The 24,768-nt window shown below is 37.4% G+C and carries 21 protein-coding genes; all 21 read right to left on the reverse strand.

What is annotated here, in order from left to right; genetic code table 11:
- Position 1 precedes the first annotated feature (1 nt).
- The 21 genes from N7Z68_RS05735 to N7Z68_RS05835 all read right to left on the reverse strand — a co-directional run bounded on the left by N7Z68_RS05735 (position 2) and on the right by N7Z68_RS05835 (position 24,663).
- Entirely contained in the window at positions 2–793 is a 792-nt protein-coding gene (locus N7Z68_RS05735; RefSeq protein ID WP_275117509.1) for a class I SAM-dependent methyltransferase, read from the reverse strand.
- A 132-nt stretch (positions 794–925) separates the two neighbouring features.
- Entirely contained in the window at positions 926–2,800 is a 1,875-nt protein-coding gene (mutL, locus tag N7Z68_RS05740; protein ID WP_275117510.1) for a DNA mismatch repair endonuclease MutL, read from the reverse strand.
- A gap of 21 nt (positions 2,801–2,821) precedes the next feature.
- Entirely contained in the window at positions 2,822–5,434 is a 2,613-nt protein-coding gene (mutS, locus tag N7Z68_RS05745; RefSeq protein WP_275117511.1) for a DNA mismatch repair protein MutS, read from the reverse strand.
- A gap of 162 nt (positions 5,435–5,596) precedes the next feature.
- Positions 5,597–6,166 (reverse strand): outer spore coat protein CotE, encoded by a 570-nt coding sequence (locus N7Z68_RS05750; RefSeq protein WP_275117512.1) that lies wholly within the window; start codon positions 6,164–6,166, stop codon positions 5,597–5,599.
- 552 nt (positions 6,167–6,718) lie between these two features.
- Positions 6,719–7,150 carry a YlbF/YmcA family competence regulator gene (locus N7Z68_RS05755; protein WP_275117513.1) on the reverse strand — a complete coding sequence of 144 codons (432 nt, stop codon included), beginning with the start codon at positions 7,148–7,150 and terminating at the stop codon, positions 6,719–6,721.
- The gene (gene miaB / locus N7Z68_RS05760) at positions 7,150–8,763 is read right to left on the reverse strand and encodes a tRNA (N6-isopentenyl adenosine(37)-C2)-methylthiotransferase MiaB (protein WP_275117514.1); all 1,614 of its coding nucleotides are present in this window, start codon (positions 8,761–8,763) and stop codon (positions 7,150–7,152) included. The genes N7Z68_RS05755 and miaB overlap by 1 nt, the downstream gene beginning before the upstream one ends.
- 247 nt (positions 8,764–9,010) lie before the next feature.
- The gene (locus N7Z68_RS05765) at positions 9,011–9,442 is read right to left on the reverse strand and encodes a universal stress protein (protein WP_275117515.1); all 432 of its coding nucleotides are present in this window, start codon (positions 9,440–9,442) and stop codon (positions 9,011–9,013) included.
- 178 nt (positions 9,443–9,620) lie between these two features.
- Positions 9,621–10,487, reverse strand: a complete 867-nt coding sequence (locus tag N7Z68_RS05770; protein WP_275117516.1) for a 2-oxoacid:ferredoxin oxidoreductase subunit beta — start codon at positions 10,485–10,487, stop codon at positions 9,621–9,623.
- On the reverse strand, positions 10,488–12,230 hold the full coding sequence (locus N7Z68_RS05775; RefSeq protein WP_308447212.1) for a 2-oxoacid:acceptor oxidoreductase subunit alpha: 1,743 nt from the start codon (positions 12,228–12,230) through the stop codon (positions 10,488–10,490).
- Positions 12,231–12,645: 415 nt separating this feature from the next.
- Positions 12,646–12,906 carry a stage V sporulation protein S gene (locus N7Z68_RS05780; protein ID WP_275117517.1) on the reverse strand — a complete coding sequence of 87 codons (261 nt, stop codon included), beginning with the start codon at positions 12,904–12,906 and terminating at the stop codon, positions 12,646–12,648.
- A 108-nt stretch (positions 12,907–13,014) separates the two neighbouring features.
- A complete protein-coding gene (locus tag N7Z68_RS05785; protein ID WP_275117518.1) occupies positions 13,015–13,809 on the reverse strand; it encodes a TIGR00282 family metallophosphoesterase in 795 nt (264 codons plus the stop codon).
- 121 nt (positions 13,810–13,930) lie between these two features.
- Complete coding sequence (rny, locus tag N7Z68_RS05790; RefSeq protein WP_275117519.1) at positions 13,931–15,496, reverse strand: ribonuclease Y; 1,566 nt, start codon at positions 15,494–15,496, stop codon at positions 13,931–13,933.
- Positions 15,497–15,647: 151 nt separating this feature from the next.
- The gene (locus N7Z68_RS05795) at positions 15,648–16,313 is read right to left on the reverse strand and encodes a DNA repair protein RecN (RefSeq protein WP_275117520.1); all 666 of its coding nucleotides are present in this window, start codon (positions 16,311–16,313) and stop codon (positions 15,648–15,650) included.
- A complete protein-coding gene (locus tag N7Z68_RS05800; protein WP_275117521.1) occupies positions 16,306–16,560 on the reverse strand; it encodes a hypothetical protein in 255 nt (84 codons plus the stop codon). The genes N7Z68_RS05795 and N7Z68_RS05800 overlap by 8 nt, the downstream gene beginning before the upstream one ends.
- A 6-nt stretch (positions 16,561–16,566) precedes the next feature.
- The gene (locus N7Z68_RS05805) at positions 16,567–18,009 is read right to left on the reverse strand and encodes an AAA family ATPase (protein ID WP_275117522.1); all 1,443 of its coding nucleotides are present in this window, start codon (positions 18,007–18,009) and stop codon (positions 16,567–16,569) included.
- A complete protein-coding gene (locus tag N7Z68_RS05810; protein WP_275117523.1) occupies positions 17,996–18,991 on the reverse strand; it encodes a metallophosphoesterase family protein in 996 nt (331 codons plus the stop codon). The genes N7Z68_RS05805 and N7Z68_RS05810 overlap by 14 nt, the downstream gene beginning before the upstream one ends.
- 258 nt (positions 18,992–19,249) lie before the next feature.
- Positions 19,250–20,299, reverse strand: coding sequence for a recombinase RecA (gene recA / locus N7Z68_RS05815; RefSeq protein ID WP_275117524.1), 1,050 nt, complete (start codon positions 20,297–20,299; stop codon positions 19,250–19,252).
- 359 nt (positions 20,300–20,658) lie between these two features.
- Positions 20,659–22,254 (reverse strand): DEAD/DEAH box helicase, encoded by a 1,596-nt coding sequence (locus N7Z68_RS05820; protein ID WP_275117525.1) that lies wholly within the window; start codon positions 22,252–22,254, stop codon positions 20,659–20,661.
- 16 nt (positions 22,255–22,270) lie between these two features.
- The gene (locus tag N7Z68_RS05825) at positions 22,271–23,503 is read right to left on the reverse strand and encodes a competence/damage-inducible protein A (protein WP_275117526.1); all 1,233 of its coding nucleotides are present in this window, start codon (positions 23,501–23,503) and stop codon (positions 22,271–22,273) included.
- Positions 23,504–23,558: 55 nt separating this feature from the next.
- Positions 23,559–24,134, reverse strand: a complete 576-nt coding sequence (pgsA, locus tag N7Z68_RS05830) for a CDP-diacylglycerol--glycerol-3-phosphate 3-phosphatidyltransferase (RefSeq protein WP_275117527.1) — start codon at positions 24,132–24,134, stop codon at positions 23,559–23,561.
- A gap of 34 nt (positions 24,135–24,168) precedes the next feature.
- Positions 24,169–24,663 (reverse strand): YajQ family cyclic di-GMP-binding protein, encoded by a 495-nt coding sequence (locus N7Z68_RS05835; protein WP_275117528.1) that lies wholly within the window; start codon positions 24,661–24,663, stop codon positions 24,169–24,171.
- Positions 24,664–24,768: the final 105 nt, after the last annotated feature.

Here is a 24,768-nt window from a genome sequence, read left to right on the forward strand (position 1 = left end):
TTCATTTATTCATTTGACTGTTTATATCGTAGTAACCGAAATGAAATTTAGAAGTTCGTCTTTTTATCACGTCAAAACCGAATTTAGCAAACCGATCACTTTTCCAATGATCTTTAAAAACAACCCGTTGTCTCGCTACCCGCTTTGCCTCTTTAATTGTTTCAACAGTTATTGGTTGATACAGGGCTAAGGACTTTAGCGGTGTTAAGCCTTGCGATGTTTCTAGATCAGCTTCAAACATCGGATCAAAATAAACGACATCGTAGCTAGCATCTTCTAATCTACGGAGGACTTCAAAGTGATTCCCATGAATAACTTGTACCGAGCGCATCGCTTGATTAAACAAGTTATTACCAGAATCCCAATGCTTCAAACCTTCTTTAACAATATAGGCGATTGACCGGCTCCCTTCAATCCCTGCCACTTTTCCCGATGAACCAACGACTGATTGAGCAATAATCGCATCCGACCCAAGACCTAACGTACAATCTAATAGAGACATCCCTTCTTGCAACTGGGAAACTTCTATAAATGGATCATAACCGTCTTTCTGTAATCTTTTAAAACGGAACATCGCCGAATTAGGGTGAAAAAAGAAAGGCTCTGTTGAATGAATGGAGTAATAGAAGAGCTTTTTCTTCCCGACTACAAAAATGTCATCCCCAAGCTCTTCTATCATCACCTCTATCGGTTTGTCTTCCCTGTCAATATATAGTGCATCCAAGTCTAAGCTTATCGTTTTAGCTTCTTCTACTAACTTTTCATTATGCTTTAAGGCTGTTGTTATATACACATTATCTCTCCACATTCACTATAGTGCTTCCATATTATAGACTTTTTCCCGCCTTTATCGCAACTAATTAGTAGATATGCCATCTATCATTATATCCATATTGAAAGAGTGATAATCATTACACATCACTTTTTACATGATCCTTTTGAACATTTTTTCCATTTCATACGTCGAGTAATGAATAAGGATTGGGCGCCCATGTGGACAAGTGAACGGATCGATACATTTCCGTAAACTTTCTAATAAAGCAAACTGTTCATCCGTCCTTAAATGACGATTAGCTTTAATCGCTGCCTTACAAGACATGAGTATGGCAGCTTCTTCACGAAGTTTTTTGATGTCTATTTTTTTCTTAGAAAGGACTTCGTCAATCATTTCTCGCAATGTTTCATCTTCATGACCTTTTGGAAGCCAAGTTGGATACGAGCGGATAATATAGGTTTGATTACCGAACGGCTCTAAAAACAATCCGACTTCTTTTAATTCTTCAGTGTGTTCCTTTAAGGTAATAAATTCACTCTGAGTGCATTCAAGTGTGATTGGAACGAGAAGGTCTTGTAGTTGTGAAGTAACTTGTCCGACTTTTTCTTTAAAATATTCATATTTAATTCTTTCTTGTGCCGCGTGTTGATCAATAATATATAAACCTTGTTCATTTTGGGCAAGAATATACGTTCCGTGCATTTGACCAATCGGGTAAAGAGTCGGCACACGATCACTTCGTTCCAAATCAGGCGACGGTTGTTCTTTAACTGCAATTTCTACTGGTATATCTTTTTGCATTTCGACTTTCTCTACTGTTTCGCAAGAGATGCTGTTTTCCTCTTGAAAATCATCGTCAGTTTCGATTGCTTGTTCTGCATAGTGTTTAGTTGGTGTAGACGCATTGTAGGTTTCAGTCACAGGAATAGTCGGTTGATATTCAACTGGCCTTACCTGTTGTTTTTCATGATGGAGTTGAAAAGCAATTTGTTCAGATTTTGGTTTTTCCTTCTTTTCTCGAACGACTTCAGGAATGAGCTGTGTTTTTTTAAAGACATTCTGAATTCCCTCTTTGACGAGCGTCGTTAGTTCATCTTCTTTACTTAATCGAACTTCCAATTTAGAAGGATGAACATTGACGTCAATTAATAAAGGATCCATCTTTATGTTAAGTACAACAATCGGATACCGACCAATTGGAAGCAACGTATGATACCCTTCTTGGATCGCTCTTGCTAATGAATAATTTCTAATATATCTTCCATTTACAAATGTAGACATATATTGCCTGGATGCTCTAGTTACCTCAGGCTTCACAATAAAACCGGTAACTTGAAAGTCAATCGTTTCTAATTCGATTGGTAACATTTGTTTAGCGACAGCCGCACCATATATCGAATGTAAGACTTGCAGTTGACTTCCATTTCCATTCGTCTGTAGCATTTGCTTGCCGTTATGGTAAAGTTCAAATGCAATTTCAGGGTTTGCCAGTGCAATGCGATTTACAATATCACTTATGTTACCCAATTCCGTGTGAACTGTCTTCAAATACTTCAACCTCGCCGGAGTATTATAAAAAAGGTTTGTTATCGTTATTTCAGTTCCTTTCCTGCTGTTAGCCGACTGTTTTGCAATTATTTTTCCACCTTCTAATTGAATACTTGTCCCTGCACCATCACCTGTACTTGTATTCAATTCAAGGTATGATACCGAAGCGATACTTGGAAGGGCTTCTCCACGAAAACCTAAAGTCGTAATATGGAAAAGGTCTTTGTCCGTCTTAATCTTGCTTGTTGCATGTCTATAAAATGCCGTTTCAACATCATCAGGCAAAATACCATCACCATTATCCAGTATTCTAATTTTGGAAAGTCCGCCTTCTTCAACTTCAATGACGATTTGTGTGCTGTTTGCATCAATTGCATTCTCGACTAACTCTTTAACAATTGAAGCGGGGCGTTCCACCACTTCCCCAGCTGCGATTTTATTTGAAAGCTGTTCATCTAACTTTACAATTTTCCCCATGGCTTCACGCACCTCCCTTTGCTATTTTCTTAATTTGCGTTGAATGTCATTTAACATTTGTAACGCTTCAAATGGTGTCATATTGAGGATGTCTAACATTTTTATGTCTTTAATAATTCCTGTTTCTACATAGCTAACTTGTGTTCTTTTCGGTCGTTGCTCTTCTTCACCAAATAAAGATAACTGCACAGGTTGTTCCTCTTTTTCTTCGTGTACTTTAAGTTCTTTCTTAGGTTCGGCAGGTAATACTGCTTGTTTTTCGCCGCCCTCTAATTGGTGTAAAATTTCATCAGCTCGAACAATCACATGTTCTGGAAGTTCTGCTAATTGCGCAACATAGATCCCATAGCTTCTGTCAGCTTGTCCGTCAACCACTTTGTGTAAAAAGACAACTTTTCCATCTTCCTCTATTGCTGAAACATGAACGTTCTTAAGTCGTTCTAATTGTTGTTCTAAAGCGGTAAGTTCATGATAGTGAGTGGAGAATAAAGTCTTGGCTCCAATTTGTTCATGAATATATTCAACAATCGCCTGAGCGAGTGCCATCCCATCGTAGGTAGATGTTCCTCTGCCAATTTCATCTAAAAGAATCAGACTATTTTCTGTTGCATTTGTTAATGCATGTTTTGTTTCTAACATTTCCACCATAAATGTACTTTGTCCGCTTGCCAAATCATCTGCTGCACCAATTCTTGTAAAGATCTGATCAAAAATTGGAAGAACTGCAGTTGTTGCAGGAACAAAACACCCGACTTGCGCCATAATCGATGTTAATGCTAACTGTCTCATATACGTACTTTTACCGGCCATATTTGGTCCCGTAATTAATAAGATTTCCCGTTCACGATCCATGACAACATCATTTGAAACGTATTGACCACGGTCAATCATTTTTTCAACGACCGGATGCCGGCCATTCTCAATTTGAATTTGACGATCTTCAGTAAATTGCGGTCTCACAAAGTGTTGTTCATTACTAATTGTCGCAAAGCTTTGTAAAACATCGATTGTACTAATGGTTTTAGCAAGTTGTTGAAGTTGGCGTATATAACTTTTTACTTGTTCACGGATCATTTGAAATAAATCATATTCAAGCAACTCTATTTTTTCTTCTGCTTCTAGAATGAGTGTTTCCTTTTCTTTAAGTTCTGGCGTTATATAACGTTCAGCATTCGCTAGCGTTTGTTTTCGCTCGTAACGCCCTTCTGGCAGATTTGGGATATTCGACTTAGTAACCTCAATATAGTAGCCAAAGACCTTGTTATATCCAATCTTAAGCGATTTGATCCCGGTTTCCTGCCGCTCTCTTTGTTCAAGTGCAGCAATCCACGTCTTTCCATTTAAGCTCGCATCTCTATAAGTATCTAGTTCCCTATTAAAACCAGCTTTAATCATGCCGCCATCCTTTACAGAGAGCGGGGGATCGTCAACAATACTCGTTTCTAACAAGTCTAAAAGTTCATCACAGTGATCGATTGTCGTAATTAAGCGTTCTGATAGAGGTACATTAAGCTGTTGTACGATATGAACGATCTTGGGAACCTGTTGAAGGGATCTGCGTAGTTGCACAAGTTCACGTGCATTCACATTACCGTAGGCTACCTTCCCGGCTAGGCGTTCTAAATCATATACTTCCGTCAGCGCTTCTCTTAACTCTTCCTTAGCAAAGAACTGCTCCATAAGAGTCTCAACAACGGTTAAACGCTCTTCAATTTCTCCTTGATTAATTAATGGACGCTCTAACCACTTTTTTAGTAAGCGGGCACCCATAGCCGTTACAGTTGCATCAACAATCCATAGTAATGAGCCTTTTTTCTTTTTCTCTCGAATCGTTTCAATTAATTCTAGGTTTCGCTTTGAATGATAATCAATTTTCATATATTGATTAGCCGTATAATATTGAACTTGCTGTAAATGATCGAGCGAACGCCTTTGTGTTCGAACTAAATAATTACATAGCCTTCCAATCGTTGCCACGAGGTAGTCATGTTCAATTCCTTCACAATTTGGTTTAAAGAATTCAGGCACTCCCTCATCCGCTTCAAATGATATAGTGATTGCTAATCGCTGCTTTACCATCTCAAGATACGACTCGTTAAAGTCTGGTGAAACAATGACTTCTTTAGCTGCAGTCGAAGCAAGCTCATAAATGACTTCATCTATTCCACCCGTTAATACGGTAATAGAACTTTCACCAGTCGTTAAATCCGTACGAACAAAACCGAACCGTCCATCATCCAGATCGGATACAGATGTTATAAAATTATTTTCTTTATCAGCAATGGTTTTACCATCCATTACTGTTCCAGGCGTAATTAACTTCACAACCTCCCGTTTAACGACGCCTTTCGCTTCTCTCGGGTCCTCTACTTGCTCACATAGGGCAACCTTATACCCTTTTTCTATTAATTGAGTAATATATTGCTCAGCTGAGTGATAAGGAACTCCACACATCGGAATTCGGTCCTCACCACCACCTCTTCCAGTCAATGTAATCTCTAATTCTTTTGCTGCGAGCTTCGCATCTTCAAAGAATAATTCATAAAAATCTCCTAAACGAAAAAATAAAAAGGCATCTTTATATTGTGCCTTAATTCCTAAATATTGCTGTATCATAGGCGTATGCTGTGCCATTGTAATCCCCCAAAATTCTACATTTTACGCCTATCATTATATCATATTCATAGAAGAGGTGTCAGGCACCTTTAGTTGGTTAAAGGTGCCTGACACCTCAATAAGTACACATCCATAAAAATAAAAAAACTAGGAAGTAGTTTCCTTCCTAGCTCCAATCAACTATTCTTCTGTGTCACCCATCATGAAGTTAGGGTCTAAGTCTTCGAACTCTTCATCCGTTACGTCTTCTTCAAACATTGAAGGATCTAATTCAGCAATCGTTCCATCAGGATGAACCGCGACATGAATTTTCGTTTCGCCAATTACTTCAGTCAAGAATTCACGTTCTACTTGAACGACAACACTTGAGCCATTCGGTGAAATTGTTGCTTCAAGTGTGTTAGGCTGCTGAATTGCTTTAGCCATAACCTGCACATCATCAGATAAAATGTTGTCATCCTTAACTTGCAATGGTACCACGTCTGTGTAAGTTACCGTTTCAGTAGCTACTTCAGTCTTCGTGTTGTTTTGGTGAGAATACCAACAGTTAATGTCATAACTGCCTTGTACTTCCACCGTATCTCCTTTTTTAGCTGCTTCGTACCTATGGTTGATAATCCAACAACCAAGGATACTAGTAGGCTTGTGGGAAGGGCTTACTGTATGACTAGCTTGAGTAAACTTTCTTCCCTTACCACAAACCGCCTTCGTAATAATTTCACGATAATTTAAGTTATCCGTTTGTGACATGAGTGAACCCTCCTCGATCAAATCGTTAGAAAAACTCGGCATGTCGCCGTAAGTACTTCGCTTCAACATCGTGTCTAGGTGTCGAAGTTAAGTCATAGGAGAAAGCCTGACTTTGATAGTCCGATAAATTAGACCGGCGTCCATCTAATTCAAAATACGATGTCTTAGTCTTAGGTCAAACTAGCGTCGCCAATTTCTTCACTTCCATCCTATGCAGGGCGAATAACCATTGTGCCAAAAAAATTAATTTCTTCTTGTAGAAAGAGACGATAATTTCAATACATAATCTATAAAACGATATGAGGCAAACCTTACAATTATGTTCCCTTTTCTAGATTTGATTAAATTATTTTTTGGGCAGTTTTTCATTGATTAATATAGAGTATTCACATGCAGCAGAATACATGAAAGAATTATTAAACTTTCTTTCTTGGAACTATTTAACGATAGTATGTAGCTTTAATTCCGTCAGTACAGCTATGAATTTATTTACATACAGATCTACTAAAAAAAGAAGCCTCTCTTAATTAGAGTAGGCTTCTTGATAGGTCCTTAGCTTTTGCATCCACCTGAACTGAATGGACTTTTCGTCGTTGTCCCTTTTAATAGATCTCCATCCATTGACTTAATAATTTCATCTGTCACCGTATTAGAAATCGTTGATGATACAAGTTGAAGAATATCATTAACTTCCATTTGACTGCTTGTAAATTCTTGTACTAACGGAATTTGATCTAACTCTTCTTGATAAGCATCAATTTTAGCTTCTGCTTTTTTTAGGGCCTCTATTTTACCATAATGTTGTAGGTTAACAGCCTCTTTTTGTGTACGCTTGATTTTAGCCATTAATTCTTGAACTTTTACATTTTCATTAATTTGCTTTTCGGCTTTCTTAAAGAAATCTACTTCTTCTGTTTCAGCAATCATTTTTGCCAGTTCTGTTGCTTTCTCAACAATTTCTCTTTTCGTATACATTTTTTCCATTATTCCTTCACCTCTGCTAATTCAACCATTTCTCCATCTAACGACCACGTTTTAGCATCTGTCACTTTTACATAGACGATGTTGCCGATAACTGACTCCGGCCCTTTAAAGTTCACAAGACGATTAGTTCGTGTACGACCTGATAAAATCTCTGGATTCTTCTTACTTTCTCCTTCAACTAAAACTTCGACCACTTTATCTTGATAATCTAAGTTTCTCTTAGCTGAAATTTCATTAATTAAAGCATTTAAACGAGCTAGTCTCTCTTTTTTAACTTCCATTGGAACATTATCAACCATTTTAGCGGCAGGTGTACCTTCACGTGGCGAGTAGATGTACGTAAACGCACTGTCAAACTCAATTTCACGTACTAATGAAAGTGTATCTTCAAACTGCTCTTCGGTTTCGTTTGGAAAACCAACGATTAAATCAGTCGTAAAAGATGCATTTGGAATCGCTTCTTTTATTTTACCAGCTAACACTAAATATTGCTCACGTGAATACTTACGTGCCATTAATTTTAGAATTTCTGAATTTCCGTGTTGCACCGGTAAATGGATATGCTCAACTAAGTTCCCACCTTTAGCAAGAACTTCAATTAAATGATCATCAAAGTCTCTCGGGTGACTTGTCGTGAAGCGAATTCTTGGAATGTCAATTTTACGGAGTTCATCCATTAAATCTCCAAGTCCATAATCTATTCCTTCGATATCTTTACCGTATGCATTTACGTTCTGACCAAGCAAAGTCACTTCTTTGTAGCCTAGGCGAGCTAACTCACGTACTTCTGCAATAATATCCTCAGGAAGGCGGCTACGTTCCTTTCCTCGCGTATAAGGGACGATACAATACGTACAGAACTTGTCACAGCCATACATAATATTTACCCACGCTTGAGTATTACCTTGACGCTTACGTGGCATATTTTCAACAATATCGCCTTCTTTTGACCAAACTTCAACAACCATTTCCTTACCAAAGATCGCATCTTTTAATAATTGTGGTAAGCGGTGAATATTGTGAGTTCCAAAAATCAGGTCAATGTGCTGATGCTTCTGCATAATACGGTTTACTACGCCTTCTTCTTGTGACATACAGCCACATACTGCTAAGATTAATTCTGGTCTTTCTCTTTTTAGAGGCTTTAAATTACCAATTTCACCAAACACTTTGTTTTCTGCATTTTCACGGATCGCACAAGTGTTTAAAATAATGATATCTGCTATATTTGTATCTTCTGTTTCTGTAAATCCTAGCTCTAATAGCATCCCTGCCATGTTTTCTGTATCATGGTAGTTCATTTGACAGCCGTATGTGCGAATTAAGAAAGATTTTCCTTTACCAATTTCTTTCATATCTTCAGGAATGTTAAAGTCATAATGAACTTGAACATCTTCCTTACCGCGACGCTTACCTTTTGAATAATCCGGTTGATCGTTAATCAGAATACTACGGCCACTAATTTTCATTACTTTTTTACCATCTTCTCTCTCTGTCACTTTAGCATTAGAGAAGTCGAAATATTTACTATAGTCTTTAGAACTGTTTCCACTAGAGGATTTTACGTCCTGTGTGGAAACCTTTTTGCTTTTGTTGTTATTATTTTCATTCATAATATATAGCTCCTTTCTCATATTTTAGAGAAATATAATGAGACGTACAAAATAATATTATATACGCTTCTATCATTCTACACAACATTTCATATGAATAACCCTTGAAGAACTAATGAAACTTTATGGCTTAAGATAGAATCATAAAATCTATGTCTTTTATTTAAAACACAATGGCAGACTGTCTTTAGATCGATAATAAAAAAGATGCATCCTAAAGACTAGATGCACCTTATAAATTCTTTATTTATTTAGCTACAAGTACCGGACAGTGTGCATGTTGTACAACATTATGGCTTACACTGCCTAAGACAATTTCTTTAATTGTACTAAGCCCTCTGCTTCCAATTACAATCAGGTCGACATCTTTCTTTTTCGAATACTCGATGATCATTTCTGCAGGATTACCATTTAATACGACATAGTCTTTGGGGTTTTTTAACTCCTCCATGACGGATTTTGCATCATCTAATGTTTTTTTAATCTTTTCCTTCTGGTTTTCCAAAAGCATTTCATAAACGCCAAATTCACTTCCTAAGTATTTCGGATTTAATACATAGAGAACGTTAACTTCAATTCTGTCATCTTGTTTTGCTAAAGCTTTTGCCATTTCTAATGCTTTCTTTCCTAAAGAAGAACCATCATATGCAACAACTATACGGGAATAAAAACTAAACACCTTTCATCTCCCCCAATACGATTAATCTGTTACATTCTTAATTTTAACACTAAAGGAAAGAAATCCATCAAAATATTTTAACAATTTTCTGAAATTTATATAAATTCTCTTTTTACTATGATACAATTATGAAAAAGACGCCCAATTCCATTGGACGTCTTTTCCTAATTATATTAAATTACATGAATTCAGCCATTAACTGATTGAATTTCTCTTCATCAAGTTTTAGGTCTTGTTTAGAAAGACCATTTTCGTCGTAACCAGCAACTAGTTCTTGGTACGATTTCTTTTCTTTGTCTTGGTAGATAAGACCTGTAACTAGACCATTATTTTCCATCAACGTTTGCATCGCTTGCATACGATTAGACGAATCGTAACCTTCAATTGCAGACAGGCTAGTTAGGTTATCTTTAAACCAGTCATATGTGTTAACTTTATTAAATGTAACACAAGGACTAAATACGTTGATTAATGAGAAACCTTTATGGTTAATCCCTTGTTCAATTAAAGATGTTAGTTCTTTAAGGTCACTTGAGAAGCTTTGTGCAACAAAAGTTGCTCCTGCAGTTAGAGCTGTTTCCATTACGTTTAACGCAGACTCAATTGAACCACCTGGAGTACTCTTTGTTTTAAAGCCCATTTCACTACGAGGTGATGTTTGACCTTTTGTTAAACCGTAAATTTGGTTATCCATTACGATATACGTAATGTCGATGTTACGACGAATAGCATGAACTGTATGCCCCATACCGATCGCAAATCCATCACCGTCTCCACCTGAAGCGATAACTGTTAAATCACGATTTGCCATTTTTACACCTTGTGCAATTGGTAAAGCACGGCCATGGACACCATGGAAACCATATGAGTTAATGTAACCCGAGATACGACCAGAACAGCCAATACCTGAAACAACAGCAAGACTATCTGGCTCTAATCCAGCATTTGCAGCGGCACGTTGGATAGCTGCCTGTACCGAGAAATCCCCACACCCTGGACACCAGTTAGGCTTTACTTTGTTACGAAAGTCTTTAAATGTTGCCATTTAGACCAACTCCTTGCATTGTTTGTAGATATCTGATGGCAGGAATGGGTTACCGTCATATTTAAGCATACTCTCAACATTTGTTCCGCCAACATTCATCTTAATAATACTTGCTAATTGTGCAGTTGCGTTATTTTCAATAACTACAACTTTCTTAGCACGATCCATTAATGGCTTTAATTGTTCTGTCGGGAATGGGTGCAGTAAACGTACATGTGCATGGTTTACTTTAATTCCATCAGCTTCTAATCGTGGCATTGCTTCGTTAATTGTTCCACGAGTAGAGTTAATACCAATAACTAATAGATCTGCTTCTTCATGTGGTGCATTCGTATATACCGGTGTATCGAAGCGGTCCGCCAACGTGTTTAATTTGCGTAATCGCTTGTCCATTTGTGCTACACGGTTTTCAGGGCTTTCAGATGGTTTCCCTGTTTCATCATGTTCAACCCCAGTTACGTGGTGAACACCATTTTTCATTCCTGGAGCAACACGTGGTGATACTCCATCTTCAGTTACTAAGAAGCGTTTGAAGTACTCTCCATCTACACGCTCAGGTAACTCTTCATTTATATCAAACTTACCTCGGCGAATTTCAATCTTATTGTAATCTAATGGCTCGACTGTTTGCTTACCTAATGATAAAGCAAGGTCAGTTACAATAATGACAGGACATTGATACTCTTCAGCAATATTGAATGCTTCAATTGTATCGTAGAATGCCTCTTCTACTGTACTTGGAGTAATAACAACTTTCGGGATATCACCGTGAGTGTTATATACCATTGCCATTAAATCAGATTGTTCTTGCTTTGTTGGTAATCCAGTACTAGGACCCCCGCGTTGTGTGTCAACGAGTACTAATGGAACTTCTGTAATACCAGAAAGACCAATCGCTTCTGCCATTAGTGATAAACCAGGACCAGCTGAAGCTGTTAGTGTACGAACACCAGCATAGTTGGCACCAATCGCCATCGTTACAGCAGCAATCTCATCTTCAGTTTGAATAACTGTTCCACCGAACTCAGGAAGCTTTTTGATTAAATATTCCATGATTTCTGATGCAGGAGTAATAGGGTATGCAGGCATGAAACGGCATCCTCCAGCAAGAGCACCCATCGCGATCGCATCATTCCCGATTAAGAACATACGTTTTTTCCCATCAGCTTTTTCTAATTGAAGAGACTCAATTTGACCACCAGCCTCTTTGTTGAAGAAGTCAGCACCAGCTTGAATAGCCTCCATGTTCTTTTCAACAACTGACATACCTTTTTTCTTAAAGATCTCTTCAACAACTTCACGGTAAGACTCTGCAGGTAAACCAAGGATAGCACTTGATGCACCAACTGCAACCATGTTCTTCATAAGAGAAGTTCCGAGTTCATTAGCAATTTCAGTAAATGGAACCGCATACAATGTCGCTTTAGAATCCTCTGCTAATGTAGGATTGAATTTAGCATCAGCAACAACTACTCCACCTTCACGAAGTTCATGGTAGTTGACATCAATTGTTTCTTGGTCAAATGCTACTAAGATATCTAAGTCGTCTGAAATTGCATTAAGTTGCTTTGTGCTTACTCTGATTTTATTGTTCGTATGTCCACCTTTGATACGAGAAGAAAAGTGTCGATACCCGTACAAATAGTACCCTAAACGATTAAGTGCAATAGCAAAGATTTCTCCGGTACTTTCAATACCTTCCCCTTGCTGTCCTCCAACTTTCCAAGAAAGTTGATTGATCATTTTCTCCACCCCTTTGGCGTATTGAATGAGAATGACTGTTTCCACTATGCATAGTAAATCCCTTTGTAAATTCACTAGGCTAACTTTGGGTAACTTACGTGCCATGCTCATGAATAATTATGTACTAAACGATTACAATAATAAATCTATCCATAAGAAAAAGCAAGACTTTAAAGGAAAATATTACGGAATAGTGAAAACGTATAAAATTTGTCAAAATGGATCGGAACATTTTCGTTCACGATCTTGACATAATTTTAACAAAAGTTGACTACCTACTTCAAAGGTTTTTATTACTTTTTTAAAATTTTTTTTTACAATCTTAATAAATACACAAAAATAAGGCTAACTATAGCGTCTAGTTTCTCTTATTTGCATAGAGAAACTTTTGCAAGTTAGCCCTTTTTTGAGCCTTTTATCTTGGCTCGATAATTAATTTTATCGCTGTTCTTTCTTCACCATCAATCTGAATATCTGTAAAAGCAGGAATGCAAACGAGATCAATACCACTTGGTGCAACAAACCCCCTGGCGATTGCAATCGCTTTAATTGACTGGTTTAGAGCACCAGCGCCAATTGCTTGAATTTCTGCTGCGCCTCGTTCTCTTATGACACCTGCCAGTGCTCCTGCTACAGAGTTAGGTGTAGATTTTGCTGAAACTTTTAATATCTCCATTTCTTGTACCTCCTTAATGATGAAAATTGCCGCTTATTAAATATATTCCCGAAATATTCAAATATTCCTGCTAATAAGGAGGTGTTTTCGAAATATTCTCTCATTTTTTTATTCGAAGAATGGAGAATCCTCGTTGATTAATACACGATCGATCGATTTTGCTCGACCACTTTTTTCGTCCACAGTAATTACGACACCATTTAATTGGTCCCTGCCATCAGCAACTTCAAATCGTACAGGGAGATTCGTCAAGAATTTGTTTAATACTGCTGAACGCTCCATCCCTAATATGCCGTCATATGGTCCAGTCATTCCAACATCTGTTATATAAGCTGTTCCCTTTGGTAATACTCTTTGGTCAGCCGTTTGTACATGTGTGTGTGTTCCTACGACAGCTGTTACTTTTCCATCTAAATACCAACCCATTGCTTGTTTCTCACTCGTTGCTTCTGCATGAAAATCAACAAATATATATGGTGTTCTAGCTTTTACTTGCTCTAATATCTCATCAACTTTTCGGAAAGGGCAGTCGTTTGGAGGAAGAAATGTTCTTCCCATTAAGTTAATTACTACGACTTCGATGCTATTTATTTTAACAATTGTATAGCCCTGTCCTGGTGTTCCATCTGGATAATTAGCAGGACGTACTAACGTCTTTGCGTCATCAATAAATTCAAAAATTTCACGATTATCCCATGAGTGGTTACCTAATGTCACTGCTTGAGCGCCAGCATCAAGGAAACCTTTATATATTTTCTGGGTAATACCTTTTCCACCTGCAGCATTTTCACCGTTTATAATCGAAATTTGTGGACGGTATTTTTTTTTCAATTTCGGTAAGTATTCTTTAACCATGGCTCTACCTGGAGAACCGACTACATCTCCAACAAATAATATCTTCATTTCGTGCCTCTTTTCTACAAACTTACTTACAAAGTATATGTACCATCATATCTATAAATAATTATCAATGACAAGTTATTTAGTTAAATCTTAGAAAAAAAATAAAGTGGTTTTCACCACTTTATTTTGCGTACTCAACAGCCCTGGTTTCACGTATTACAGTAACACGAATATGCCCCGGGTAATCGAGATCTTCTTCAATTTTTTTCGTGATATCACGAGCCAGTTTGTAGGCTTGTGCGTCATCAACAATATCAGGTTTTACCATTATTCTAACTTCTCGTCCAGCTTGAATTGCATAAGTCTTTTCAACACCTTCAAAAGACTCAGATATCTCTTCAAGTTTCTCTAATCGACGTATATACGTTTCTAGAGTTTCTCGTCTAGCACCAGGTCGTGCTGCACTTAACGCATCAGCAGCAGCTACGAGTGTGGCAATAATTGAAGTTGGTTCGGTATCACCATGGTGTGATGCAATACTATTAATTACAACTGGATGTTCCTTGTATTTCGTAGCAAGCTCTACACCAATTTCAACGTGGCTTCCTTCTACTTCGTGATCTATTGCTTTTCCAATATCATGGAGTAAGCCAGCACGACGAGCAAGTTGAACATCTTCACCAAGTTCAGCAGCCATCAGTCCAGCCAAGTAAGCTACTTCCATCGAGTGCTTCAAGACGTTTTGACCATAACTCGTTCTAAACTTTAATCGACCTAATATTTTAATAAGGTCTGGATGTAAGCCATGGATTCCCATTTCAAAGGTTGCTTGTTCACCGTATTCACGGATCGCCTCATCAACCTCGCGACGAGATTTATCTACCATTTCTTCAATACGAGCTGGATGAATTCGTCCATCTTGAACAAGTTTCTCTAACGCTGTTCGGGCTATTTCTCTTCGAATCGGATCAAAGCCTGATAAGATTACTGCCTCAGGAGTATCATCAATAATTAGATCAATACCTGTAAGCGTCTCTAAAGCGCGAATATTACGACCTTCCCTTCCTATGATGCGACCTTTCATTTCATCATTAGGAAGACTTACAACAGAAACCGTTGTTTCTGCAACATGGTCTGCTGAGCACCTTTGAATAGCTAACGATAGAATTTCTCTCGCTTTCTTGTCAGCTTCTTCTTTCGCTTGTGTTAATCGATCTTTGACTAACACTGCCATTTCATGGGTAAGGTCTTGCTCAACTTCACGTCGAATAACTTCTTTCGCTTCATCTCGAGATAGTCCAGAAATCCGTTCGAGCTCAGTTTTCTGCTTATTCAAGATTTCCTCCACTTTGCTATCCATCTCTTCAATATGTCGTTGTTTTTTGGCGAGAGACTCCTCTCTCTTTTCTAATGATTCCTCTTTCTTATCTAGAGTTTCACTTTTACGGTCAAGGATCTCTTCTTTTTGAACCAAACGATTCTCTTGTTTTTGAATCTCATTTCTACGTTCACGAATGTCACGCTCAGCTTCTATGCGAAGTTTATGAACCTCGTCCTTAGCTTCAAGAACGGCTTCCTTCTTACTAGCTTCAGCTTCTCGTTTACCATCTTCAACAATCTGTTTGGCAGCATGTTCCGCACTAGAAATTTTCGCTTCAGCAATGGATTTTCTAACAAGATATCCAACAACTGCACCAACACCTGCAGAGACAACAAGCAAAATGGAGATGATTAAGACGTTATCCATGTAGTCACCTCCTCTTGCTATCTAATTGTTGGTTCCAAAAGTCATATTATCATTCGTTAATTATCGTGCGTTAACTTACACACCTCATGAAGGAAACATGACATTTAAAATGCCGTATTCTCCTTAATTGTATAGTTGGATAATTTTGTTGTCAAGCATTGTCAGTTCGATTAACTTCACTAATACCATCGCGAATATCTACATAATAAGCTCTGTCACCGGACTGTGCCAAATGTTGGTTGTGAGTAATCATAATAATTTGTCGATCAAACATCGTACTAATCGATTTAAGGAATTCATAAAGGTACAAAACATACTCTCCTGAAACATGCTTACCTGGCTCGTCTAGAAGGATCGGGCCATCCATTTTCGGTTGGGTCGTTTCAATAAGAGCAACACGCAATGCGAGTGTAACAATATCCACTACACCGCCACCTCGTGCTTCTTGCGGCTTAGTTTTAACTTTAATCCCCTCATAATCAGAGACGACGTAAAATTCAGCAACAGGCTTATTTCCTTGTTCTTCGATTTCAATCTGAAATTCAAAAAGAGGGCCAAAAATAAACTGTAATGCGTTTGTTACTAAACTTTCAATTTGCTGTTTTGCCTGTTCCCGAGCATATTCTGCAGACTGTTGTAATAATACTCTTGCTTTTTCATACGTATCTTTCGTTTCATAAAACTGTTCCAGTGCATTTAATTTCTCTTCTAATTGCTCAGTTAATAATTTTCGCTCAGCATCCAGACGGACCCACTCATTTTGAGATCGATGTAAATCCTGCTTCAATTCGTTAAATGCTTTTTCGAATCTACTCATTTTTTTCCATCAATTCCCTAGGTATGATGGCTTTTGTTTCTGCTAATCCTCTTTCAATTTCTTCTTCAAGCTTCTTTATTTCTGCTTCTAAATTTTCCGGCTTAACACCAAGCTCTTCTAATTCATCTAATAATCGTTTTTGTTGATTTTCTAGTTCTTCTAGCTTTGCCTCAGCTCGATATCGCATATCTTTTGCTTTATCGATTGCTTCTTTGATCTTTGTTAGTTCATGTTCAACATGTTTCACATTTTTTCACCCGCCGTTTAATAATTGTTTAATTGCTGAACGATTTAATTGCCCGCCGCAAGTTGGACATTCCTCTTTTTCTACTAAGCGTTGCTCATAATTAGTTCGTAACTGCAATTCTTCCTGCTTTTTCTTTGCAATAAAAGTTGCACCATCTTTCAAGCGTTTGTTTACATCTTGGAGCTTTTCTAGTAAAAGTTGATAAGATTCTAGTCCTTGAATGTTGGATTGTAATTGTTTATATTTTTCCTCACTCATAGTTGCTTCTTCTAAACGTTCAATTGTTCTCTTCATGCTAATCATTTGGTTATTCAATGTTTTATAGCTTTGCTCAAGACGTTTGAGCTCTCTTGCTCTTTTTACTTTTTGGAGTAACTTCTGTACTTTTTGTTCTTCAGAAAGAGTTGCGAAAGCAGTTTTACTTATCGTCGTTTGTACGTCTAGTAAACTACTTTCTAAACGATTGGAGGTTTTCTTTAAATAATTGAGTTGAGTTAGCAGATTATATTTTTGTACAATAACAGTGACATTTTTATTAGCAACATCTACACCATTCGTTTTTTGAATCCAAAGTTTACACGTATCCATCGTTTTTCTAATTTCTGCTATTTGACTTCGCTTCAGTTGAAATGAGCGCTTCTTTTCGTTAATAAATTGCAGCCTTTCTAGAGACCGCTCCCACTCATCTATCCCTTTAAGAACAGAAAGATGTTTCTTTACAGTTTCTTCACTTATCGATAAATCATGCAAGCTATTCTTTAAGTTTTCTAGTTTGGAAAGTTTTTCATCTTTTCGTTTGAGATCCCTGTACTTTTGCTCCGATTGATCAAGTGCTACCCTAGCATGATCTAAAAACTGATAGGGTTCTATTTTCTCCTTCAGTATATTGACTTCCGCTTCTACGTGCTTTGTCTGTTGTTGGAGTTTAGCCACATCTTTTGTTGTATCTCTTACAGCCATATCAATATAATGTGCACCACTAATTCTACCGATCGTCTTAGCCCTTACAGAAGCTGTCTGTTCGAGTAAAAAAGGCCCATCCAATTGTTGAGAAACATTTAGTAATAATTCCATATCCCGGTCAATTCTCAATGGGTAGATTTGATGAGCATCAAGAACTTCTTGGGGAACATGGATACCAAACCCTTCTAAAACGAGATCTTCTTTTCCAACTTTTTTTATAATATAACGGTTTTTCGAACTCGTTCTTTCTCTTATAATACTAACTTCATTGGCAAACGTTAGAGTTACACGAACAAAATCACTACTAACTCTCATAAAGTCAGTTCCTCTTGGTTGATTGAATAAAACCCATCGGATCCCACGCAAAATAGCTGTCTTTCCACTATCTGATTGGCCGACAATTACATTAAGTCCTTTGGAAAATTCTATACTCGTATCAAGGTGGGACTGAAAGTTTTCTAAGCGTACTTCTTTAATCCAATTCATGGTCTCCACCTTTCCATAATTCTTCAATCACTTCAATTCTTCTTAACGCTTCGGTCTTCACCTTATCATCTACGTTCGACATTGATGCTATTTGCGTGATGATCTGTTTCATGTTTACCGTTTGAAAATCCGATTGTTCTTTCACTTGTTGAATAAATGAGTTTAACTTTTCTTCTTGATGAACAGCCTTTTCTAGGAAACTTCGATCTAATACTTCCTCACCTTTTAAGGCACATGTAAGAGGAATTTCTGTTAGTTTTATATTATCTTGAGATATTGTTCCGATGATGACTTTTGGGATACGGTTCATTTCAGACCAATGGTTGTTTACTCGAGCAATTGCTCCTGGATTGCATATATATTTTCCATTTCTCTCCTTAATTCCAAAGCCGCCATGAAAATGCCCAGTAAGAATAATGTCCGCTGTTGTTCCCCAAATATGATCGATCAACGTGTAGGGGATACCATCAGGAAGTGCTTTTTCTACGAGCATACTATGAACGAGATGAATAAGTATATCAGCTCCTGATTGATTTTCAGGATAATAATCAAGTTTTGCATCACGCTGATCGATATCGTAATGATAAGGTTGACCTGAAATTTGAACTTTAACATCGTTTTTTTCAATCACTAAAGGCTCTTCAGGGGAGATCACAGTTATGATACCAAACGCATGTAACAAACCAAGCATCGTCCTTGATATCGTTTCCGGGTTATGTCCATACGTATCATGGTTTCCAGAAATTGCATAAATCGGTGCGTTCGCTTGGCGGAAGATTTGCGCGAATTGTCCAACAACATTTGGTGATAAATCTGGTCGATCGAAGACATCCCCACCATGAAGCATAACATCGACATTCTCTCGATTACTTATTTCCATGATTTCAACAAGCTTCATTTTTAATGTATCTACAAAAGAATCTAACCGGTTTTTAGGTGTTGTTCCACGAATATGAGTATCAGTAAAGTATAAGAACTTCAATGGGCTTCCTCTTTCCCTTTTAAGCTTTGTACTCTTAATTAAAAATAGAATAAGAGGATAACTCATTAGCGTCTACACTTCTCACAGTAAAATATCCTTGCCCATTCGTACTAGCAAACTAAATTTTACAGTTGGAGTGCCTGACACTTAGCGTTGAGTCATCCTCTACCTAAATGCTGTCGTATGTTTTACTCGATGACGAATACGCCTAATAAAAGAGCAATTTTATTAGGCGTATTTATGCACCATTCTTTTTACTTATTTTAAATCTAACGGTAAATCTTCGAATTCACTCTCACTAGGTGCCTCAACTGTAATCTCACCATCAAGTCCATAATGTGCACGAATGAGTTGTTCAATTTCAGCTGTCAAGTCTACATTCTCTTTTAAGAATTGCTTTGCATTTTCACGACCTTGGCCTAGTCGTTCTTCATTAAATGAGTACCATGCTCCACTCTTTTGCACAATATCTAACTCTGCCCCAATATCTAGGATAGAACCTTCTCTTGAAATTCCTTCACCATACATAATATCTACTTCCGCTACTTTGAATGGAGGAGCTACTTTATTTTTAACAACTTTAATTTTCGTCTTATTACCGACCATGTCGTTACCTTGCTTCAAAGTTTCAGCACGTCTAACCTCCAAACGAACCGAAGAATAGAACTTTAGTGCACGTCCACCTGGTGTTGTCTCTGGGTTTCCAAACATAACTCCAACTTTTTCACGGATTTGGTTAATAAAGATGGCAAGTGTCTTTGATTTATTGATTGCACCACCTAACTTACGAAGTGCTTGAGACATAAGTCTTGCCTGTAAACCAACGTGACTGTCTCCCATTTCTCCTTCAATCTCAGCCTTTGGTACAAGAGCTGCAACACTATCAATAACAATGATATCAACAGCACCACTTCGAACTAGCGCTTCCGCTATTTCTAATGCTTGCTCTCCTGTATCTGGTTGCGATAGTAGTAATTCATCAATATTTACACCTAACTTCTTAGCATAAACAGGATCAAGTGCATGCTCAGCATCAATAAAAGCAGCTTGTCCACCTTGACGTTGTACTTCAGCAATTGCATGTAATGCAACTGTTGTTTTACCAGATGACTCAGGGCCGTACACTTCAATAATTCTTCCACGAGGATATCCACCTACACCAAGTGCGATATCTAATGCTAACGCACCACTTGAAACCGTTGATACTCGCGTTTCAGTTTGCTCACCCATTTTCATAATAGAACCTTTACCAAATTGCTTTTCAATTTGTCTTAACGCCATATCTAATGCGGCTTTTCTATCACTCATTACGTCATCTCCTCAAATATATGAAAATATTTTTTCTACAAATTATAGGTTTTAATTTTTAATACGTACATATCGGTCGTAAATAAACTGAAGAACCAGTAGCACGTATAACATATCTCATATGTCTTTACCTATGATAACTTTTTTTTTTGATTTTGCCAATAGATTTTGCGAACATTTATTCGTTTTTTATAAGAATTTACAATTGGAAATTTTAAAAGGAGAAGGGGAGTTTTGGAAAGGTTTGCTTAATTAACTAGTGTCAGGCACCTCAACGATGATCGGTGCTATACCGATCATCTACACCTTATCATACAATGCGAGGAGCACAGACACTACATTTACATTTCTACATTATATCACTTTAACGGACGTTTTTCACGTTTTGGGCGCGGTTTTGCAGGCTCTAAATTAACTCGAGCTCCATTTATTCGTGAGTAGCGAAGGGCTTCATAAACAAACGGGGCCACTTCTTCAGGAACTTCAACGAATGTGAATTTATCAAAGATATCGATACGCCCTACAGCTTTTCCAGGAATACCGACGAGTTCAGAAATTTCTTCAATTAAAATTTTCGGACTCATATTTACGTTTTTTCCAACATTAATAAAGAAGCGAACCATACCTTTAGCTCCACCTGTTTCACCAAAGTTATAGCCATCATCATCGAGCGTATTATCACTAAGGAAGTTTCGTTTCAGTAAAGCTGTGACGATCTTTTCTGCTGGATAGGTGTTAAGGAGATCATGGACTAACGGTGCAAACCATTCACTGTCTTTATCATCATTCATAGCAGTTTCTATTTGCTTCTTCCAAGTCTCTTGCTGTTTTTCAATGACTTCAGCAAATGTTGGTACATTTTCAGATGGAATCGGCATCTTAATCTCATCTTCAATCGAACGCAGATGTTTCATTTCACGAGGAGTAACTAAAGTTAACGCTAATCCTTTTCTTCCTGCACGACCAGTTCTACCAATGCGATGTACATAACTCTCAGGGTCTTGCGGAATATCGTAGTTAATAACGTGGGTAACATTGTCAACATCAATTCCACGAGCAGCTACATCGGTTGCAATTAAAAATTCAATGGTTGAATCTCGGAACTTTTTCATTACATTATCACGTTGTGATTGCGTTAAGTCTCCATGTAAGCCATCAGCAATATATCCTCTCGCTTGCAGAGCTTCCGTTAACTCAGATACACCTTTTTTTGTTCGACAGAAGATGATTCCAAGATCAATCTCTTCACTATCAATAATGCGGCACAATGAATCTAATTTATTACGTTCGAGCACTTTATAGTATACTTGGTTAATTGATGGAGCTGTAACTTCACCTTTACTGATTGCAACAAGCTGTGGTTTTTTCATGTACTTGTATGACAGCTTCTTAATTGGAGGCGGCATAGTCGCTGAAAATAAAAGCGTTTGGCGCTCTCCGTTGACTTGTTTTAAAATTGCTTCAATATCTTCAATAAACCCCATATCTAGCATCTCGTCAGCTTCATCTAGTACTACGGTATGTACTTTATCCAAGCTTAGTGTTTGTCTTCGAATATGGTCTGTAAGTCGTCCAGGTGTACCAATTACAACCTGAACTCCTTGTTTTAATGCTCTAATTTGGTGAGAAATCGATTGCCCGCCGTAAATTGGCAATGTACGAATTTTTTTGTACTTCGTTAACTTTTGCAACTCACCTGAAACTTGAATAGCTAATTCACGTGTTGGCGTTAAAATAAGTGCTTGAACATAGCGGTCTTCTGTAACTTTATCAACTACTGGAATACCAAAAGCAGCTGTCTTACCCGTTCCCGTTTGCGCTTGTCCGATGACATCTTCACCCGATAAAATGACAGGGATCGCTTTTTCTTGAATTGGAGACGGCTCTTCAAATCCCATATCATAAATTGCTTTTTTTACTTGTTCTGTAATATTAAAATCTTTGAAATAACTCATTTCTATAATTCCACCTTTATAATTCTTTCAGCAAGTAATAGCAGCCATATTTTACAGTTCTTTCTCTTATTTGTCCGCGAGTTCCCGCTAAGTTTAATTCAAATGATTTCGACTCGCCACTTGGTAGAGCAACACCAATAATAACAGTACCAACTTCCTTACCCTCATGTTGATTTGGCCCTGCTACACCTGTAAAACTAATTCCTATATCAGCTTCACATAATTTTTTAACACCTTGTGCCATTTCAATTGCACATTCACTACTGACCGCACCATACTCTGCTAATGTATTTTTAGACACTGAGAGGATTTTTTCCTTCATTTCCGAGGAATAACTTACAACTCCACTCGAAAAGACTCCAGATATCCCCGAATAATCTGTAAGTTGCCGACTGAACAACCCACCCGTTAAACTTTCAGCCGATGCTATTTTATAATTCTTTGCTCGTAAAGTATTTACTACCTCTTGCATAAGAGATGTATCATCATAACCATACAAATACTTACCCACTCTAGCTTGAATTTTAGCTTCTAATTCATCTAATAATTGAACAGCTTTTGTTTGATCTTCATGTTTAGCAGTTAAACGCAGGGTTACTTCACCTTCAGCTGCTAACGGTGCAATCGTAGGATTACTTTGAGATTCAATTAAATCTAGTAAAACTTCTTCTAATTTTGCTTCACCAATTCCAAAAAAACGAAGAACTCTAGAGTAAATAACTGATTGTTCGCTTAAATTAGCAAGTAAATAACTTTCTCCATATGTAGTGTACATCGGTTTTAATTCTTTTGGCGGTCCAGGTAACAACAAATAATAGACACCGTCTTCAAAGAAAGCCATTCCTGGGGCCATACCATGATCATTATTAAGGACTGTAGCTCCTTCAATAACTAAAGCTTGCTTTTTGTTATTCTCAGTCATGGCCCTCTTACTATTATGAAAATATAATTCAATTTGCTGTAATGACGGTTGATGATAGACTAATTCACGTTCTAACAGTTCTGCAACCGCTTCCTTCGTTAAATCATCCTTTGTAGGACCTAATCCTCCTGTAATAATGATTAGGTTAGCTCTCTTTTTTGCTTGGATGACGGCTTCCTGCAAACGCAGCTTATTATCTCCGACTACAGTATGATAATAAACGTTAATTCCTAGAGGGGCTAATTGCTGCGATAGAAATTGACCATTGGTATTTGCAATTTGTCCGAGTAAGAGCTCCGAACCTACAGCAATTATTTCGCTGTTCATTCATGCACCTCAGTTCAAATAGATATAGTTGACATGATCATGCAGAGTATCTAAGTTATGCCTTCAAAAAAATATGTTTATTTTTCATAAAATAATCGATTCCTGAGACAATGGTTAAAATAGTTGCAACCCATAACATTAACATAGCAAACGGGATGCCTATTGGTTCAAACGGAAAGTTATGTAACATTAATGCAGAGATTGCAATAATTTGAAAGACTGTTTTAATCTTTCCTAATGGGCTGGCAGCTATTACCGAACCATCGGCTGCTGCGACGAGCCTTACACCAGTTACAGCAAATTCACGGCTCAAAATAACAATGACCATCCATGCAGGGGCCATTTGTAATTCAACCAATGAAATCAGTGCAGCTGTAATTAATAATTTATCGGCTAACGGATCTAAAAATTTACCTAAATTCGTAACAAGCTTATACTTTCTAGCGTAATACCCATCTAACCAATCCGTAGCTGCTGCAATAATAAAGATGATTGCTGCAATAAAGTGTGAAACGGGGACAACTGTACCAAGTAATGATAAATTTCCGAATTCCATTGGAACGATCAAAAAAATCATAAATATGGGGATGAGACAAATTCTTGATATTGTAATTTGATTTGGTACGTTCACAAAGATCCTCCCTAACTTAAGCTTTTCTTAAAATTTAGCGCATATTGACGAATTGCACAGGGAACTCCAAATCTTTAGACTTTACTAATTGAATGACCTCCTGTAAATCATCTATGCTTTTAGCAGTCACTCGAATTTGCTCATTTTGAATTTGTGCTTTTACCTTTACCTTAGAGTCTCTAATTAATTTAGTAACGTCCTTGGCACGTTCAGAACTAATTCCCGAAACTAATGTGATCACTTGCCGAACGGTTCCACCGGAAGCTTTTTCTATCTTGCCAAAATCCATAGACTTTTGTGAAAGTCCACGTTTGATGAATTTTCCTTTTAAGACATCAATAACACTTTCTAATTTGTATTCATCATCCGAAATTAACGTTATTTTATCATCGGCTGTTCGTTCGATTGTACTTTTTGAACCTTTAAAGTCATAACGTGTTTGAATCTCTTTTATCGCTTGTTGTATTGCATTATCTACTTCTTGTATATTTATTTCTGAAACAATATCAAAAGAGTGCTCTTTAGCCATAATGAAACATCCTTTCTACCTTTGATAAGTATACTCTCACGTCAACTTAACTCTTATTGTATCACACGTTGTACCAAATTGAGAAATTGTTGTTAACATTGTTAT

It is taken from the genome of Alkalihalobacterium chitinilyticum (assembly GCF_029028005.1).
GTDB lineage: Bacteria > Bacillota > Bacilli > Bacillales > Bacillaceae_F > Alkalihalobacterium > Alkalihalobacterium chitinilyticum.

Bases quoted from the DNA above. Each gene is read 5' to 3' on its own strand.
- mutL (WP_275117510.1), bottom strand. From the start codon at position 2,800: ATGGGGAAAATTGTAAAGTTAGATGAACAGCTTTCAAATAAAATCGCA.
- mutS (WP_275117511.1), bottom strand. From the start codon at position 5,434: ATGGCACAGCATACGCCTATGATACAGCAATATTTAGGAATTAAGGCA.
- N7Z68_RS05750 (WP_275117512.1), bottom strand. From the start codon at position 6,166: ATGTCACAAACGGATAACTTAAATTATCGTGAAATTATTACGAAGGCG.
- N7Z68_RS05755 (WP_275117513.1), bottom strand. From the start codon at position 7,150: ATGGAAAAAATGTATACGAAAAGAGAAATTGTTGAGAAAGCAACAGAA.
- miaB (WP_275117514.1), bottom strand. From the start codon at position 8,763: ATGAATGAAAATAATAACAACAAAAGCAAAAAGGTTTCCACACAGGAC.
- N7Z68_RS05770 (WP_275117516.1), bottom strand. From the start codon at position 10,487: ATGGCAACATTTAAAGACTTTCGTAACAAAGTAAAGCCTAACTGGTGT.
- N7Z68_RS05775 (WP_308447212.1), bottom strand. From the start codon at position 12,230: ATGATCAATCAACTTTCTTGGAAAGTTGGAGGACAGCAAGGGGAAGGT.
- N7Z68_RS05780 (WP_275117517.1), bottom strand. From the start codon at position 12,906: ATGGAGATATTAAAAGTTTCAGCAAAATCTACACCTAACTCTGTAGCA.
- N7Z68_RS05785 (WP_275117518.1), bottom strand. From the start codon at position 13,809: ATGAAGATATTATTTGTTGGAGATGTAGTCGGTTCTCCAGGTAGAGCC.
- rny (WP_275117519.1), bottom strand. From the start codon at position 15,496: ATGGATAACGTCTTAATCATCTCCATTTTGCTTGTTGTCTCTGCAGGT.
- N7Z68_RS05795 (WP_275117520.1), bottom strand. From the start codon at position 16,313: ATGAGTAGATTCGAAAAAGCATTTAACGAATTGAAGCAGGATTTACAT.
- N7Z68_RS05805 (WP_275117522.1), bottom strand. From the start codon at position 18,009: ATGAATTGGATTAAAGAAGTACGCTTAGAAAACTTTCAGTCCCACCTT.
- recA (WP_275117524.1), bottom strand. From the start codon at position 20,299: ATGAGTGATAGAAAAGCCGCATTAGATATGGCGTTAAGACAAATTGAA.
- N7Z68_RS05820 (WP_275117525.1), bottom strand. From the start codon at position 22,254: ATGAGTTATTTCAAAGATTTTAATATTACAGAACAAGTAAAAAAAGCA.
- N7Z68_RS05825 (WP_275117526.1), bottom strand. From the start codon at position 23,503: ATGAACAGCGAAATAATTGCTGTAGGTTCGGAGCTCTTACTCGGACAA.
- N7Z68_RS05835 (WP_275117528.1), bottom strand. From the start codon at position 24,663: ATGGCTAAAGAGCACTCTTTTGATATTGTTTCAGAAATAAATATACAA.